General features: G+C 73.3%; 12 protein-coding genes. 10 read left to right on the forward strand and 2 right to left on the reverse strand.

Annotated elements, in window-relative coordinates; translation table 11 throughout:
• The first annotated feature begins 50 nt into the window (after nt 1–50).
• Both ACQEU1_RS10860 and ACQEU1_RS10865 read left to right on the forward strand, forming a co-directional pair.
• The gene (locus ACQEU1_RS10860) at nt 51–1,082 is read left to right on the forward strand and encodes a DUF1996 domain-containing protein (RefSeq protein WP_433198930.1); all 1,032 of its coding nucleotides are present in this window, start codon (nt 51–53) and stop codon (nt 1,080–1,082) included.
• Nucleotides 1,082–1,600, forward strand: a complete 519-nt coding sequence (locus ACQEU1_RS10865) for a DUF305 domain-containing protein (protein ID WP_433198932.1) — start codon at nt 1,082–1,084, stop codon at nt 1,598–1,600. The genes ACQEU1_RS10860 and ACQEU1_RS10865 overlap by 1 nt, the downstream gene beginning before the upstream one ends.
• On the opposite strand, the gene ACQEU1_RS10870 is transcribed toward ACQEU1_RS10865, so the two are convergent.
• Nucleotides 1,597–2,400 (reverse strand): SDR family NAD(P)-dependent oxidoreductase, encoded by an 804-nt coding sequence (locus tag ACQEU1_RS10870; protein ID WP_433198934.1) that lies wholly within the window; start codon nt 2,398–2,400, stop codon nt 1,597–1,599. The genes ACQEU1_RS10865 and ACQEU1_RS10870 overlap by 4 nt on opposite strands.
• A 77-nt stretch (nt 2,401–2,477) precedes the next feature.
• Between ACQEU1_RS10870 and ACQEU1_RS10875 the strand changes: the two genes are divergently transcribed.
• The 7 genes from ACQEU1_RS10875 (at nt 2,478) to ACQEU1_RS10905 (ending at nt 14,754) form a co-directional block, all read left to right on the forward strand.
• The gene (locus tag ACQEU1_RS10875) at nt 2,478–2,891 is read left to right on the forward strand and encodes a MarR family winged helix-turn-helix transcriptional regulator (protein ID WP_433198936.1); all 414 of its coding nucleotides are present in this window, start codon (nt 2,478–2,480) and stop codon (nt 2,889–2,891) included.
• Nucleotides 2,892–3,036: 145 nt separating this feature from the next.
• The gene (locus tag ACQEU1_RS10880; protein WP_433198938.1) at nt 3,037–5,595 is read left to right on the forward strand and encodes a LuxR C-terminal-related transcriptional regulator; all 2,559 of its coding nucleotides are present in this window, start codon (nt 3,037–3,039) and stop codon (nt 5,593–5,595) included.
• A complete protein-coding gene (locus ACQEU1_RS10885; protein ID WP_433198940.1) occupies nt 5,592–7,877 on the forward strand; it encodes a LuxR C-terminal-related transcriptional regulator in 2,286 nt (761 codons plus the stop codon). The genes ACQEU1_RS10880 and ACQEU1_RS10885 overlap by 4 nt, the downstream gene beginning before the upstream one ends.
• Nucleotides 7,878–7,957: 80 nt before the next feature.
• Nucleotides 7,958–9,982, forward strand: coding sequence for an AAA family ATPase (locus ACQEU1_RS10890; RefSeq protein WP_433198942.1), 2,025 nt, complete (start codon nt 7,958–7,960; stop codon nt 9,980–9,982).
• Entirely contained in the window at nt 9,975–12,194 is a 2,220-nt protein-coding gene (locus ACQEU1_RS10895) for a helix-turn-helix transcriptional regulator (protein WP_433198944.1), read from the forward strand. Before ACQEU1_RS10890 ends, ACQEU1_RS10895 begins: the two co-directional genes overlap by 8 nt.
• A 373-nt stretch (nt 12,195–12,567) precedes the next feature.
• Nucleotides 12,568–13,533: a streptomycin biosynthesis protein gene (locus ACQEU1_RS10900; protein ID WP_433198946.1), complete on the forward strand. Its 966-nt coding sequence runs from the start codon at nt 12,568–12,570 to the stop codon at nt 13,531–13,533.
• Nucleotides 13,534–13,560: 27 nt separating this feature from the next.
• Nucleotides 13,561–14,754: an MFS transporter gene (locus ACQEU1_RS10905; RefSeq protein WP_433198948.1), complete on the forward strand. Its 1,194-nt coding sequence runs from the start codon at nt 13,561–13,563 to the stop codon at nt 14,752–14,754.
• Here ACQEU1_RS10905 and ACQEU1_RS10910 read toward each other — a convergent pair.
• The gene (locus ACQEU1_RS10910; RefSeq protein ID WP_433198950.1) at nt 14,751–15,002 is read right to left on the reverse strand and encodes a hypothetical protein; all 252 of its coding nucleotides are present in this window, start codon (nt 15,000–15,002) and stop codon (nt 14,751–14,753) included. The genes ACQEU1_RS10905 and ACQEU1_RS10910 overlap by 4 nt on opposite strands.
• A 44-nt stretch (nt 15,003–15,046) precedes the next feature.
• On the opposite strand from ACQEU1_RS10910, the gene ACQEU1_RS10915 reads away from it, so the two are divergent.
• Entirely contained in the window at nt 15,047–15,361 is a 315-nt protein-coding gene (locus ACQEU1_RS10915) for a LuxR C-terminal-related transcriptional regulator (protein WP_433198952.1), read from the forward strand.
• Nucleotides 15,362–15,363: the final 2 nt, after the last annotated feature.

Genomic DNA, 15,363 nt, shown 5'->3' on the forward strand with positions numbered 1-15,363 from the left:
GAAGACACCGGACCGGCCTGTGCCGGCCACCCCTGCCCGGAAGGATTTCAATGCCCCTCGTCCCCAGCTCACGGGTGCGGCGTCGCGTGTGGATCGCCGCGCTCGCCGTGGCGGGCGTCGCGGCCTCCGCCGTGACCGCGAACGCGATGTTCTTCACCCCGCCCGCGAAGCCCCAGGCCGCCCAGGTCTCCTCGGCCACGGTCGCGCCGCCGACGCCGGTCACCACGACCACCGGCACGACCACTACAACGACGCAGGCCGCTCCGGAGACCACGCAGGCCGCGGTCGCGCCCACCAAGGCGCAGGAGCCGATTCCGCCGAACGCCGTGCGCGTGGCGGAGTTCGTCGCGGAGTGTCCCTTCACGCACCGGTTGCCGGACGACCCCATCGTGATGCCCAACCTGCCTGGTGCGTCGCACATGCACAGCTTCTTCGGCAACGACTCGACCAACGCGCGGTCGGACGTCACGAGCCTCGAGAAGGGGCGCAGCAGCTGCAACCCGAAGATCGACCTGTCGTCGTACTGGGTGCCCACGCTGCTGGTGGACGGGCAGCCCGTCGAGCCGACCGGGACGACGTTCTACTACCTCGGTGAGGGTGTGCGGGACGACGTGACCGCGCGCATTCAGCCGTTGCCGCACGGGTTGCGCATCGTCGCGGGCAACGCCAAGGCGACGGCGCCGGACGGGTCCACCATGTCGCGGTGGTCGTGCCTGCACGCCGGTCACGTCGGCGCGTCCAAGGACTTCGTGAACTGCCCTGCCGGCACGATGATCGAGTCCTACTTGGACTTCCCGCAGTGCTGGAACGGCAAGGACCTCGACTCGGCCGACCACAAGAGCCACATGTCGTACCCGGTCAACGCCGAGTGCCCGGCCACGCACCCCGTGCCCGTGCCGAAGCTGCGTCAGGTGCTGCGGTACCCGGTCAACGGGGATCCGGCGCGGTTCAAGCTGTCGTCGGGGCCGGGGTTCACCATGCACGGCGACTTCTTCAACGTGTGGCCGGAAGCCGAGATGGCGCAACGGGTTCGCGACTGCATCAACCGGATCGTGAAGTGCGGGCCGGACGGACGCCCGTAGTGCGAGCCTTTCTCATCGCGGTGCTCTTCGCGGTGACGGCCTGTGGTGCCCCGGCCGAAGTTCCGGCAGAGGCACCACGGGCCGCGTTGTCCCCCACCGACCTGGCGTTCGCGGACCTGGTGATCCCGCAGAACGAGTCGGCGCTCGCCGCGCTCGCGCTCACCACGACACGCGACTCATCGTTGCGGCCGCTGGCACAGAGGGTCGAGGAGCACTACCGGGCCGAACTGGCTCAGGTGCGCGCGGTGCTCGCCGAGGCGGGCACCCAGGAGAGCGACCAGCACGAGGGTCACGACATGCCCGGCATGATCACGGCCGCGGAACTGGCCGCCGCCGCGCACGCGACCGAGGCCGACTTCGACGAGCAGGTGAAAGCGTTGCTGCGCAACCAGTTCGAAGAGGCCCGCACGGTGGCTCGCGCGGAACGGGAGTCGGGCACCAGCGAGCGGCTGGTGGAGTTGAGCGCGCGCATCGACAGCACGCGGGCGGAGTTCCTGGCGCTGCTGGAGAAGCCTTAGGGCAGGTCCTTGACCAGGTCCAGGCCGAGTTTGCGGTTCAGTGCGGCCACGGCACCGGTCACCGCCCGGCGGGGCAGCACCCGCGCCACGAGCGTGGCCAGGCGGTTCGCCGGGCGGCCGGGGTAGGACGCGGCCCGGCCGCGGGCGAAGTCGTCGAGCGTGCGAATGGCGACCGACTCCGGCGAGTCGGTGGCGCGCGGGTCCATCGTGGCCGTGGTGCCGTCGAAGAAGCCGGTGTCGGTCGCGCCGGGATGGGCGGCCATGACGTGGACGCCGGTGCCGCGCTGTTCTTCCGCAACGGCCTCGGTGAACGACAGCACGAACGCCTTCGTCGCCGCGTAGCTCGCCTGGTACGGCATGGGCTGGAACGCCGCGGTGGAGCCGACGTTGATGATGCCGCCCGCTCCCCTGGCCGCCATGTCGCGGCCGAACAGGTAGGTGAGCTCCATCAGCGCGCCGACGTTGAGGGCGACCGAGCGCGTGCTCTGCCCGAACGGCCGCTCGAAGAACCTGCCCGCCGAGCCGGAACCCGCGTTGTTCACCAGCAGGTCGACCTGGAGACCGGCGACGGCGTCGCGGAGGGCCTGGGGACCGGCCGGGTCCGCCAGGTCGACGCCGACGACCTCCGCCCTCACCCCGTGCGCGGCCCGCACCTCGGCGGCCAGGTCCTCCAGGGCGGTCGTGGTGCGGGCGACGAGCACCAGGTGTGCGCCTCGGCGGGCCAGTTCCCGCGCGTAGGCGCGGCCCAGCCCCTTGGACGCCCCGGTGACGAGCGCGGTGATGCCGGCGAAGGAGTACATGACCTGCTCCAGTTGTTCGAGTCTCGAAGTATCTTCAGCATAGCTAGTTCGAGCCTCGAAGCAAGTAGACTGCCGGCATGGACGAACAGCCGCCGGTGGCCGCCATCGAGGCGATCCACGAGGTCTTCCTGCGCACCGAGGCGGCGATCACCGGACCGCTCGCGGAGCTGGGCCTGACCCCCGCCACCGCGCAGGCGCTGTGGGCGTTGTCGCCGGACGAGGAGCCGCCATCGATGAAGGCGGTGGCCGCACGCCTGCACTGCAACGCCCCGAACCTCTCGTTCGTCGCGGGCCAGCTCGCGTCCCGCGGCCTCGTCGAACGGGTTCCCGACCCGCGTGACGGGCGGTCGCGCGCCCTGGTCCTCACCGAGGCGGGCGAGCAGGTGCGCGCGCAGGTCATGCGCATCACGGTCGACCACAGCCCGCTGTCCGGCCTGACCCCGCAGGACGTGACGACGCTGCTGGCCATCGTGCGTCGCGCGCTCGGCTGAGCGGACAGCCCTGTCCGTTCCGGGAAGTTTGTTCCCCGTCGTGGAGCTTGCGTCACTCGTATTGGTTACGGAAAGGTGCCGATCAAACGCGAATCGTGACGAAGCGAAGTAGCTCGGGCCTGGCCCGGGTGATCGGGGAGCGGCTGTGACTGACCTGGTCGGTCGAACGGTGGAGTGCGAGACCCTGGTCCGGCTGGCGGTGGCCAGCCGGGACGAGGGGGCGCGCCTGGCGTTCGTGCGCGGGTCGCGCGGTACGGGCAAGAGCAGTCTGCTGGCCGCGGTCCGGGACGAGCTCGCGGCTCACGACGTCACGGTGTGGTGCGGAGCGCCCGCAGGGGACGACTACGCGGTGTTGTCCGAGTCGTATCGCCTCGCGGTGGAGCTGATGGCACGGCGCCCGCTCGTCCTCCTGCTGGACGACGCGGACGCAGGCGACGCGGCGACGGCCGGGTTCCTGCTGCGGCGTGCCGCGGAGTCGCCGCTGACGGTGGTCCTCGCCGGCGCGGCCGACCCGGTCTTCGCGGAACTGGCCGAGGCGGGGCCGGTGACGGTGGTGGACCTCGCGCCGCTGACCGAACTCGACGTGGCGGAGGTCGTCGAGCGGACGTTCGGGTGCGCGGTCGACCCGGCGTTCGCGGCCGCCTGCTCACGGGTCAGCGGCGGGAACCCGTTGTCGCTCAGGACTTTGCTCGGGGCGTTGGCCGGGCGGAACGTGCCGCCGGACGTCCGCGGGGTCGCGGTGGTCGGCGAGCTCGGGCGGCGGATGGTGGCCGGGGGCCTGCCGCACCTGCTGGAGGAACCCCACGTGCCGGAGGTGGCGCGGGCCATCGCGGTGCTCGGGACGGCCGACGCGCGGACCGTGGGACGGTTCCTGGGGCTGCCGGAGCCGTTCGTGGCGAGGGCGGTGGACTCGTTGCGGCACAACGAGGTGCTGGCGGGGTCGGCGTTCCGGCACGAGGACGTCTGCGGTGCCGTGCTGTCGGCGGTGCCCACGGCCGCGCTGACGGACCTGCGGCAGCGGGCCGCCACGTTGCTCAACGACGAGGGACGTCCGGCCGAGGAGGTGGCGGAGCAGCTCGTGTGGCTGCCGGAGCTGCCGGAGGGCTGGATGTGTTGTGCGCTGCGGGAAGCGGCGGCCACGGCGGTGCGCCGTGGGGACCTCGCGACGGCCGAGCGGTACCTGACCAGGGTGCTGGCGCAGGTTCCCGGGCACGCGGCCACGGTGGTGGAACTGGCCGACGTGCTGGTCATGATGGGCGCCGACGCGGCGGTGCCGCGGCTCACCGAGGTGGTCGACCAGCTCACCGACGTCGGCGAGAAGGTGCGGATCCTCTGCCGGGTCGGCCTCCTCGCGGTCGCCGGGTCGTGGTCGGAGGCCGCGTTCGACCGGCTCGCGCTGATCGTGGACGAGGGCGCCGGGATCGACGCCGAGGCGCTGGCGCAGGTGCACGCGGTCCTGCTGACGGTCGGGCTGGGTGAGCAGGACGGCACGGCGCGCCTGGTCGAGCGGTACCGCCTGTCCGCCGCGACCGTGCGCGACACGCCGTCCGGGCGGCTGGTCGCCGGGGTGGCCGCGCAGGCGGAGATGCTGGCCGGCGAGTCGGTCGAGGAGACGCTCGCGCTGGCCAGGCTGGGGCTGGTGCCCGGTGCGGTGGCGCACGCGGGACCGGTCGTGACGGCGGCCGCGGTGCTCGGGGTGTGCGGGGAACCGGCGGAGGGGCTGGCCGCGCTGGACCGGCTGATCGGCACGGCCGGTGCGCTCGACGCGGTGGCGCTGGCGGCCAAGGCCGGGCTGCTCGAACGCACCGGGGACCTCGCGGCGGCCCACGCCGCGGCGCGCAGTGCGTTCGAGGTCCCGGAACCGGCCGAGGTCGCGGTGCTGCACGCGACCACGGCCTCGATCCTCTTCCGGCGTGGCGAGTTCGCCGACGCCGAGGCGCACCTCGACCAGGCCGGCGAGCCGCGGTTCGGCTGGACCTACGGGCCGGTGATGGTCCTGAAAGCGCACCTCCTGCGCGCTCGCGGTGACGTCGGCGGCGCGCTGGACCTGCTGCTGGAGTGCGGACGCCGCCTCCAGGACGCCGGTGTTCACAACCCGGTCTGGGCTCCCTGGTGGCTGGACGCCGTGTGCCTGCTGGTGCGCGTGAACCGGCGTGACGAAGCCGCCGCGCTCGCCCAGTACGGAGCGGAACGCGCGCGGCGGTGGAACACCCCCGAAGCGATGGCGCTCAGCCTCATGGCCGCCGGGATGGTGGCCGAGGGAACGATCGCCGCGGAGCTGCTGGAGAGCGCGGTCACAAAACTGGCCGGGACGTCCGCACGGCCGTTGCACGCGCGTGCGGTGCGGTTGCTGGGCGAGTCGAGGCTCGCGAACGGGGACGCGAAGGGCGCGCGCGAACACCTGCGGGCCGCCGTGAACCTGGCCATCCGGCTCGGCGACCGGGCGGCCGCGCAGGAGGCGCGGGACCTGCTCGTCCTCGCCGGCGGGCGCATGCCGCGACTGGGCGCACGGCCGGCGGACGCGCTGAGCGGGCGGGAACGGCGGGTCGCCGAGCTCGCCGCGGCCGGCGCCACCAACCGGGAGATCGCCGGGGAGCTGTTCGTCACCCTGCGCACGGTCGAAAGCCATCTGTCCAACGTGTACCGCAAGCTCGGGGTCGAGCTGCGGGCGGACCTCGAGACCAGCCTGCGCAACACCGCATGACGGGGCTCGACGTCATCGCGGCGGCGCTCAGGTCCGGCACGGGGTCGCTCGTGGTGTTGCGAGGGCCGCTGGGGTGCGGGCGTTCCGCGGTGCTGAAGGACGCGCGGCAGCTGGCGGACGGCCTCGGTCTCCCGGTGCTGCGGGCGGTGGGCGCGCGGCGGGAGAAGGACTTCCCGTTCGGCGTGGTGCACCAGCTGACCGGCGGGGCGGACGCGCTGCCGGCCGGACCGGCCCTGGTCACCGTGGACGACCTGCAGTGGGCGGACGACGAGTCGTTGCGCGTGCTGGCCCGGTCGGCCGGACGGGTGCCGGCGGTGCTGGTGGTCTGCGTGCGCGACGGTGACGTCGGGGCCGACTCGCCGCTCGTGGCGGAGGTCGTCCGGCAGGCCGCGCACGTCGTGGCGCTGCGTCCGGCGCGACTGGACGAGAGCGCCCGGCCGAAGATCGTCGCCTGCCTGCGCGCGCAGCCGCCGCCGACCCGTGCCGTTCTGGACGCGCTCGCGGTCCTCGGCGAGGACGCGCACGCCGGGTTGCTCGCGCCGCTCGCGGAGGTGGACGAGGTCGGGTGCGCGACCGCGTTGCGGGCGATGGACCGGCTCGGGCTCGTCGACCGGTGGTCGTTCCTGTTCGCCCACGACGTCGTGCGGGACGCGGTCGAGGCGACGATGGCGCCGGCCGACCGGGTTCGGTTGCAGGCCAACGCGGTCCGGCTGCTGCACGACGCGGGCGCGCCGGCCGAGGTCGTGGCCGGGAGGTTGCTGGCCATCACGTCCGTCCAGGGGTGGTGGGCCGTCGAGGTGCTGCGGCTGGCGGCGGCGATGGCGGTGCGGCGGGGTGCGCCGGTGGTCGCGGTCGAGTACCTGCGGCGGGCGTTGCTCGAACAACCGGAGGCGGGGTGGCGGCGGGCGGCGTTGCTCGTCGACCTGGCCACGGCGGAACGGGGGGTCGACCGCGCGGCCGCCGTCGCGCACCTGTCGGTGGCGGCGCGGATGGTGCCCGGTCCGCGCGAACGGGCCGCGATCGTGGCCAGGTTCGTGCCGGGAGCGCTGGCCGAGGCGCCGGCCGGGGTGCGGGAACTGGTCGAGGAGGTCGAGGGCGAGCTCACGGCGGCGCCGCACGACGAGGACCTCGCGCTGCGGGTCGAGGCCAGGTCGCACCACGCCGAGTGCCTGGCGCCGCGCCGGTCCGCCCGGTGCGTGGACCGGCTGCGCGACAGGACGGTGCCGTCGACCGCCGCCGGACGCGAACTGCGGGCGGTGCGGCTGCACTGCGCGACGGTCGGCGCGGTCTGGCGCGCGCACGACGTCGCGGCGCAGGCGCTGCGGGTGCTGGCGGAGTCGCCGGCCGCGCCGGAGCACGTCCACACGCCGATCGCGACCCTGGTGACGACGTTGTGCGCGGCCGGCGCCGGGGACTCCGCGCTCGGCTGGCTCGACAGCGCGTGGGAACGGGCCGGTGCCGAGCGGGTGCTCGTCGAGGCCGAGCAGGTGTCGGTGTTGTTGCACGCCGGCCGGATCACGTCGGCGCGCAGCGTCGCGGAGAGCGTTCTCACGGCCGTGGGCACGGGTGGGGTCGCCACCGAGGCGCGGGTGGCGCTGGCCGCGCTCGCCTGCGAGACGCAGGACGACCAGTTGGTGCACCGGCTGCTCCGGCTGTTCGACGGCCGGGCGCACACCCCGGCGTCGTCCGTCGCGCACCGGATGCTGTGCGGCGCGGCCGGGGTGGCGGCGGTGGACCTCCGCGCCTCGCTCGCCTCGTTCCTCGACGCGGGCAGCCAGGCGAGGGACCTCGGCTGGCACAACCCCGTGCTGTTCCCGTGGCGGACGGAGGCGGCACGGGTGCTGTGGCGGCTCGGCGACGTCACGAGGGCCAGGGACCTGGCGGCCGAACAGCACGCGCTCGCGGTGCGGTGGGGGTCGGCGACCGGGATCGGCAAGGCGTTGTGCCACCTGGGATCGATGACCGGCGGGCAGGCCGGGGTCGCGATGCTGCGCCAGGCCGTGCAGGTGCTGGAGGGCACGGGCAACCGGTTCGAGCTGGCCAGGGCGCTGTGGCAGCTCGGGCGGAGGACGGCGGACCGGCGGCGCGACGACGGTCCCGCTCTCACCGGCACGCAGCAACGGGTCGTCGAGCTCGCGCTGGCGGGCCGGTCCAACCAGGAGATCGCGGAGCACCTGAGGGTGGGCGTGCGGGTCGTCGAGAAACACCTGACGAACGCCTACCGAAAGCTCGGTGTCCAGGGTCGTGGTGGCCTGTCGACAGCGCTCTCCCACCTGAGATGACATCGTTGACGTGCGACGAAGGGAACAAATAGCCTCTCGTCCGTGACCACCGATCTGCTTCAGCAGGCCCGAAGTTCCGCGTGAGCAGGAGGATCACCGAACAGGAGCTCGTCACCGAACTCGACGCGGGCGCGCGTCGCGGCGGCGGGACCGTGTTCGAGGTGACCGGGCCGCCGGGATCAGGTCGCACGGCGGTGTTGCGGCGCGTCGCCCGGCACGTCACCGGGGCTCGGGTGATCACCGCCCGCGCGACCGCGTTCGAGTCCGATGTGGACGGTTCGGTGCACGCCCTGGTCACGGCCGATCTCGACGCCGGGCCGCTCGTGCTCGTGCTGGACGACGCGCAGTGGCTGGACGAGAGCTCCACCCGCCTGTTCCGCGCGTTGCTGCGCAGGATCCACCGGTTTCCGGTCACCGTGGTCCTCGCGACGGCCGGGCTCGGCACGGCGGCCGAGGAGATGCTCGCCGGGCTCGCCGAGGACGGCTCGGTCACCACCCCGCCCTGGTACGTCGTCCGGCTGCCGGAGCCCGTCGCCGACGAGGACCTGCTCGCGCGGACGCTGCACCTCCTGCGGGAGCAGGACATCAGGCTGCTGCGCGCGTTGGCGGTGTGCGGCGAACGGACCCTGGCGGGAGAGCTCGCCGAGGAGGAGCACCTCGACCAGGCGCTCCTCCGGTTGCAGGGCCTCGGCCTGGTCACGGGCGACCGGCTGACCGGCGGGATCGGGCGGGCCGTGCTCGCGGGGATCGGTGAGGAGCAGCGGAACGACCTGCGGGCCGAGGCGGTGGCGCTCGGCCACCGGAACGCGCTGGGGTTCGGGCGGATGAGCGCGCTCCTCCTCGACGCTCCCCCGGCCGGTGCGCCGTGGGCGTCGTCGGTGCTGCGGCGCGAGGCCGCCGTGCTGGCCTCCGCCGGGCGGACGGCGGACGCGGCGCGGTTGCTGGCCAGGGCGTTGCGCGAGCCCGCGGACGAGGCGACGCGCGCGGACCTGCTGGTGCGGCTCGCGCTGTGCGAGCTCGACCACGCGCCGGACGCCGCCGACCGCCGGCTGGCGCAGGTGCTGCGCCTGACCGGGCCCGAGCTGTCCGGCGCGCGGGTGCGGGCGGCGGACGTGCTGGCGTGCCGGGAGCGGTTCGGCGCGTCCCGGCGTGCCATCGAGACCGCGCTCGCCCAGCCGGATCTGGCCGAATCCGAACAGGAAGTGCTGGCGGCGCTCTACTGGTACGCGGAAGGCGAGCCGGGCGAGCTCGCCGTGCCCTCCGTGCCTGCGCTCCGGGACGCGCCGGAAGACCCGGTGTGCCAGGGGATCGCGGCCTGGCGGCTGGCCAGGACCGGGAACGGCGCCGCGGTGGCGCTCGCGCGACGGGCGCTGGCCGCGCGTGGCCGGGGACCGTTCGCCCCGAGGCTCGCGGCGGCCGACGTGCTGTCCTGGGCCGCCGAGTACGAGAGCGCTCTCACCGGTGCCGAGGCCGTGCTCGTGGACGCGCGCCGGTGCGGCGCCAGGGTCGCAGTGGCCGAGGCGATGTTGCTGCGGTGCGCGGTGCGGTTGCGGCAGGGCCGGGTGGTCGGGGCGGCGGAGGACCTGGCGGACGTCGAGGCGGAACTGCCGCGCCACAGCTGGCCTCCCCTGCTCGCCGCACGGCACCTGGTGCTGGAGGTCGTGCTGCTGCTCGCCGCCGGGATGGTCGACGAGGCACGCCTCGCCCTGACCCGCGAGATGCCCGCGGGCGGGCACGGCCTGACGTGCGCGTGGCGGTTGTTCGCGCACGGTGTGGTCGCGCTGGTGACGGACTCCGCGAGCGCCGCCGGGCCGTTCGTGGAGTGCGGCCGCCAGCTGCGGGACGTCGACGTGGTCACCCACTCCGTGCTGCCGTGGCGGTTGCTGGCGGCGATGGGCCACCGGGCGGCGGGCGAGCCGGCCGCGGCCGAGGCTCTCATCACCGACGCCTGCGAGGTGGTCGAACGGTGGGGTGTGCCGCAGATCGTCGAGGACACGCGGGGGTTCGTGGACGTCGTGCGCGCCACGCCTGAGGGAGAGGCCGCCAGGGCGTTCGTGGAGCAGTTCTTCCCCGTGCACCTCAACCGGCAGCAGCCTCGTGGCTGAGGCGGTGTCCGGCAGAGCGGCCGGGAAGCAGCACCTCAGGGCTGCGCTGGCGGCGGGCACCGGGGCGTTCGTGACGGTCAGGGGGCCGATGGGCGCCGGCAAGTCCGGGTTGCTGCGGGAACTGGCGGAGCAGGCGGGCCTGGTCGTGTTGCGGGCGAGCGGTGATCCCGCCGAACGCGACCGGGACTTCGGGGTGGCGGACCAGCTGCGGCCCGTCCCGGACGGGTTCGCCGTCGTCGTGGTGGACGACCTGCAGTGGGCGGACCCGTCGTCGGTGCGGTGGCTGGTCGATCTCGCCTCGCGTGCGCTGGTGGTGACGGCCGTGCGGGAGGGCGAGCCCGGTGCCGGTCCGTTGCCCGGTTCGGTGGTGCGGTTGCCGCCGCTGCCGTCGGTCTCGTGGTCGCCGCGCCGGGTCGCCGAGTGCCTGCGCCGGCAACCGGCTCCGGTGCGGGCCGTCGCCCAGGCGATCGCCGTGCTGGACCACCTCGCGGAAAGCGACCTGATCACCGCGTTGACCGGGCTCGACGACGGCACGTGCGGCGCGGCGGTGCGGACGCTCCGCTCGCTCGGGTTCGTGACGGCGCAAGGAAATCCGCAGTTCGTCGCGCAGGAGGTGGCGGACGTCGCGCGCACGATCTCCGATCCCGGCGCCTGTCATCGCGCGGCCGCCGTGCTGCTGCACGACCTCGGCCATCCGGTCACGCACGTCGCCGACCACCTCGTCGCGTCCGGGGTGCCGCTCGACGAGTGGGCGGTCGAGGTGCTCAGAGCCGCCGCGCAGCGCAGCCCGAACGCGGTGGCCTACCTGCGCGGAGCGGTGTCCGGTCCCGGCCGGGCGGCCACGCTGGCCGACCTCGCCCTCGCCGAGAGCGCGACCGACAACCTCCTCGCCCTGCACCACCTGTGCTACGCGGTCGAGCTGTGCGATCCGGGCCGCGAGCGCGCCGAGGCCGTGCTCCGGATGCCGATCACGGCGCTGGGCACGGCACTCCCCCTCGTCCGGGACGTCCTCGACGAGGCAGGCAGGGGCGTGCGGGATCCCGGCCTGAAGCTGCGCCTCGAAGCACGGGCGCGGTACGCCGGGCACACCGATCCCGCCGAGCTCACCGACGCCACCGCGCGGTTGCGGGAGCTCGAACCCGACACCGAGGCGCACCGGGAACTGCTCGCGGTGCTGTCGTTCTCGGCGACGCTGCAGGGCCGCACGCCCGCGCACGAGATCGCGTCGCTGGCAGGCCGCCTGCTCGCCCACTCCCCGGCGGACGAGGTGGCGCACCTGCTCGTGAAGACCCTGTGCGCGGCCGACTCCCCGCCCACGGCCACCGGGACGGGCCAGGCGCTCGTGGCCGCTCACACCGGAGACCTCGCGCGCGCGAAGCACCTGGCCGAGGCGGCGCTGGACGCCCCGGTCACCCAGGACGCCCTGCTCGACCTGGCCCTCGTGGCGCTCAAGGTCGGCGACGAGCACCTGTGCGAACGGCTGCTGGCGCGTCTTCCGTCCGAAGTGGACAACCCCGGCGCGGCCGCCGTGTTCGACCTGGTGCGCGGCGCCGACGCGGCCGCCAAGGGCGACGCCGGGGCAGGCCTGCGGCTGCTGACCGGCGCGGGCGGGCGCCTCGACCGGCTGGGCTGGCGCAACGTCGTGCTCTTCCCGTGGCGCACGGCGGCCGTGCGGCTGCACCAGCGGCTCGGCGACGTGGCGGCGGCCAGGGTCCTCGCCGAGGAGAACCACGACCGCGCGGTCGAGTGGGGCGCGCCGGCGGGCATCGGCAGGGCCCTGCGCGTGCTCGGTGGCCTGACCGACGGCACCGAGGGAACGAACCTGTTGCTCTCAGCTATGGAAGCGCTCTCACAATCGGCCGACCGGGTGGAACTGGCGCGCACCCACCTGGCGTTGGGACTGCGCCTGCGCGACCGCGCCGAGCAGGCCGCACACCTCCAGGCGTGCCACGACATCGCGGTCACCTGCGGAGATCACCGGCTGGCCCGGCAGGCCGCCACGCACCTGCGCGGCGAGGTCCGCAGGGCGGAACTCACCCGCACCGAACGGAAAGTCGTCGCGCTCGCGGCGGAGGGCCGGTCGAACCAGGAGATCGCGGAAGCGCTCTCCGTGGGCACCAGGGCGGTGGAGAAACACCTGACCAACTCGTACCGCAAGCTCGGCGTGGTGAGCAGGGCCGACCTCGCCGGAGCGTTCAACCACCCGTTTTGAGCTTGCTTTTAGGCTTGGAATGCACGAGATTCTGACCGGAACGCGCCCGAGTCGGCGTTGGGCGTGTTTGAATTCCGACCGGTCTGGAAAGGCAACTAATTCGGTTGCGAAGCAAGGTGAGCGCCGCATCTCAACTGGGCCGTACCTTCCGTCGGTGTTCTGTCGGCCCGACCGCCCCGCACCCTCGGCGGGACCACAGTTTTAGCGGTGCGCGCCGGTCCGCGGTTGACCGCGAACCGCGATCTTTCGTAGCGTCGGGAGCGGCCGGGGAATCGTCAGTCCGCCGGTGAGCCAACGCGAGGCGTCCGTCCATTCAGGACGGTGGAAACCCGAGTACCCCTCGCACTCGATCGCGCACCGAAGGACGGCTTCGTTGCAAAATCAAGGATTCGACTGCGACCGTCAGGACCTGCCGTCTCCGTGGCGCGCCTACCAGGCCGGTGTCGTCCCCGCCGAGATGGTGCCGATCAACCGGCTCCGGCTCGGTGCCTCGCCGCGCACCGACGACGTGAGCGCCGAGCACATCCGGGTGCTGGCGCGGGTGACCGTGCCGATGCCGCCGATCATCGTGCACCGCGGCACCATGTGCGTGCTCGACGGCGTGCAGCGGGTGCGGGCCGCGACGCTGAGCGCCCGCGACCACATCGAGGCGCAGTTCTTCGACGGCGACGAGAACGACGCGTTCGTGCTGGCCGTCGAGGCGAACACGGCGCACGGGCTGCCGTTGTCGGTCGCCGACCGCAAGGCCGCCGCGGCGCGGATCATCGTGACCCACCCGACGCGGTCGGACCGGTGGATCGCCGTGATCAGCGGGCTGACCGCGAGCACGGTCGGCGAGATCCGCCGGTGTTCGACCGTCGAGGCCGCGCGGTCGAACGCCCGCGTCGGCCGGGACGGCAGGACGCGCCCGCTCGACAGCTCGCAGGGGCGCAGGCTCGCGGGCAAACTCATGCGGGCCGATCCGGACCGGTCGTTGCGCGACATCGCCAAGGCGGCCGGTATCGCGCCCTCCACCGTACTGGACGTGCGCAACCGCATCAGCTGCGGCGAGGACCCGGTTCCCACCAGGAGATCCGTGCCGCTGCCGCGCAGACCGGTGGCCGAACCCGATCCGCTCGCGATCATGCGCACGCTCTGCAAGGACCCGTCGCTGCGGCTCACCGAGGCGGGACGCACGTTGCTGCGCTGGCTCGACGCGCACACCGTGACCGGCGACGCGCCCGCGGTGGACGTCCCGGCGCACTGCGCGGGCTCGATCGCGGCGCTCGCCCGGCACAACGCCCGGTTCTGGTCCGAGTTCGGTGACCGCGTCAGCGATCTCGACGACCAGTACAAGTGACCCGACGACAGGAATGGACTGGTTCGCGTGAATGGATCCAACCGGTGGGTCGTGCTCATCGGCTCGTTCGTCGCGTACATGTTCGACGCGCTGGAGATCCTGCTGCTGTCGTTCGCGTTACCCGTGATCCGGGCTGATCTGAACCTGTCGACCACCCAGGCGGGCCTGCTCGCCACGGCCACGTTGCTGGGCATCGGCGTGAGCAGCGTGACGGTCGGCTGGCTCGCCGACAACTACGGCCGCAAGCGCGCGTTGATGCTGTCGCTCGCGGTGTTCGGGCTCTTCACCATGGCGATCGCGGTGGTGCCGAGCTTCACGCTGTTCGTGGTGCTGCGGTTCCTCGCGGGCATGGGCCTCGGCGGTGTGTGGGGCGTGGTGTCGGCGTACGTGGTCGAGACCTGGCCCGCCGCGCAACGAGGTCGTGCGGTCGCGTTCGTGCTGAGCTCGTTTCCGGTCGGTGGTGTGGTGGCCGCGCTGATGTCGGGCGCGTTGCTGCCGGACTGGCGACTGCTGTTCTTCCTCGGCGGCGCGGGCGTGGTGATCCCGTTGCTCATCGTCGGGTTGTTCTTCCGCGAGTCCGCCGAATGGGTCCAGCAGCGGTCGACGCCGGTGCGGATCACCGAGATCTTCGCCCCGGAACTGCGGAAGCGGACCGTGCTCGGCGCGGTCGTGGCCGGCTTCGCGATGTTCGGCGCGTGGGGCGCGTCCACGTGGCTGCCGACCTACCTCGGCGTGGACAAGGGGATCCCGCCCACCACGGTCGCGATGTTCCTGCTGGTGCTCAACCTCGGGATGTTCGTGGGCTACAACGTCTTCGGCTTCATCGCCGACCGGATCGGCCACAAGTACGCGCTGGTCCTGTCGCTGGCGGGCGTGGCGCTGACGTTGCCGCTCTACGTGGTGGCCGCCGACCGCACCGCGTTGCTGTGGCTGGGCCCGATGTTCGCCTTCTTCGCGGCCTACGCGGGCATCTTCGGCGTCTACCTGGGCGAGCTGTTCCCGACCAGGGTGCGGACGACCGGTGCCGGGTTCTGCTACAACATCGCGCGCGGCGTGTCCGCGTTCGCCCCGCTGACCCTCGGTGTGCTCGCGACGGGGTCGGGGCTGGGCGCGGGTCTGCTGGTGTGCGCGGGGTTCATGGCCTGCGCCGCCGTCGCCATGACGTTCCTGCCCGACCTGCGCGCCAGGACAGCGAAGCAGCCGCAACCGGTGAGCGGCTAGCCGTTCCCGTTCGCCCACAGGTGGCTGCGCACCGAGAGCGACGCCGCGCGCATCGCCGCGCGGACCCGGTCGAGATCCTCCCCGGTCGCGGGATCGGGGGCGCGCAGCACCTGCCGGGCGGCCTCCAGCAGGCACAGCACCGCGTCCAGCCGCGCGCTGGCGGGCAGTCCGCTCAGATCGTCGTGCAGGGACTGGAGCAGCGCGTCCGCGGACGTGGTCGTGTCGCCAGATGCCAACGTTGTCAACACTGAATCTCCTTTCCGGTCAGAGCTCTACGGGAACGGACGGTGCCATGTACTCCGGGCAGAAGAACTGCGAACCTCACTCGGGCTGCGTCCGCAAGCACGAACCGCACGACCCGGTCGGCTGTCTGATGCTGAGCTCCACCCAGGCGCGCATCCTGGAAGGCGTCGCGGCCGGTTTCTCCAGCGGGCGGTTGTCGCGGGAGCTGTACCTCAGTTCGAAGACGATCGACTACCACGTGCGCGTTCTGTCGGACAAGCTCCAGGCGCCGAACCGGGTCGCGTTGATCTCGCGGGCCTTCGTGCTGGAGATCCTGCGCACGGACTCGTGGCCACCGCGGGTCGCGTGCGAGACCGTGGACTGAAC

It is taken from the genome of Lentzea sp. CA-135723 (assembly GCF_050936595.1).
GTDB lineage: Bacteria > Actinomycetota > Actinomycetes > Mycobacteriales > Pseudonocardiaceae > Lentzea.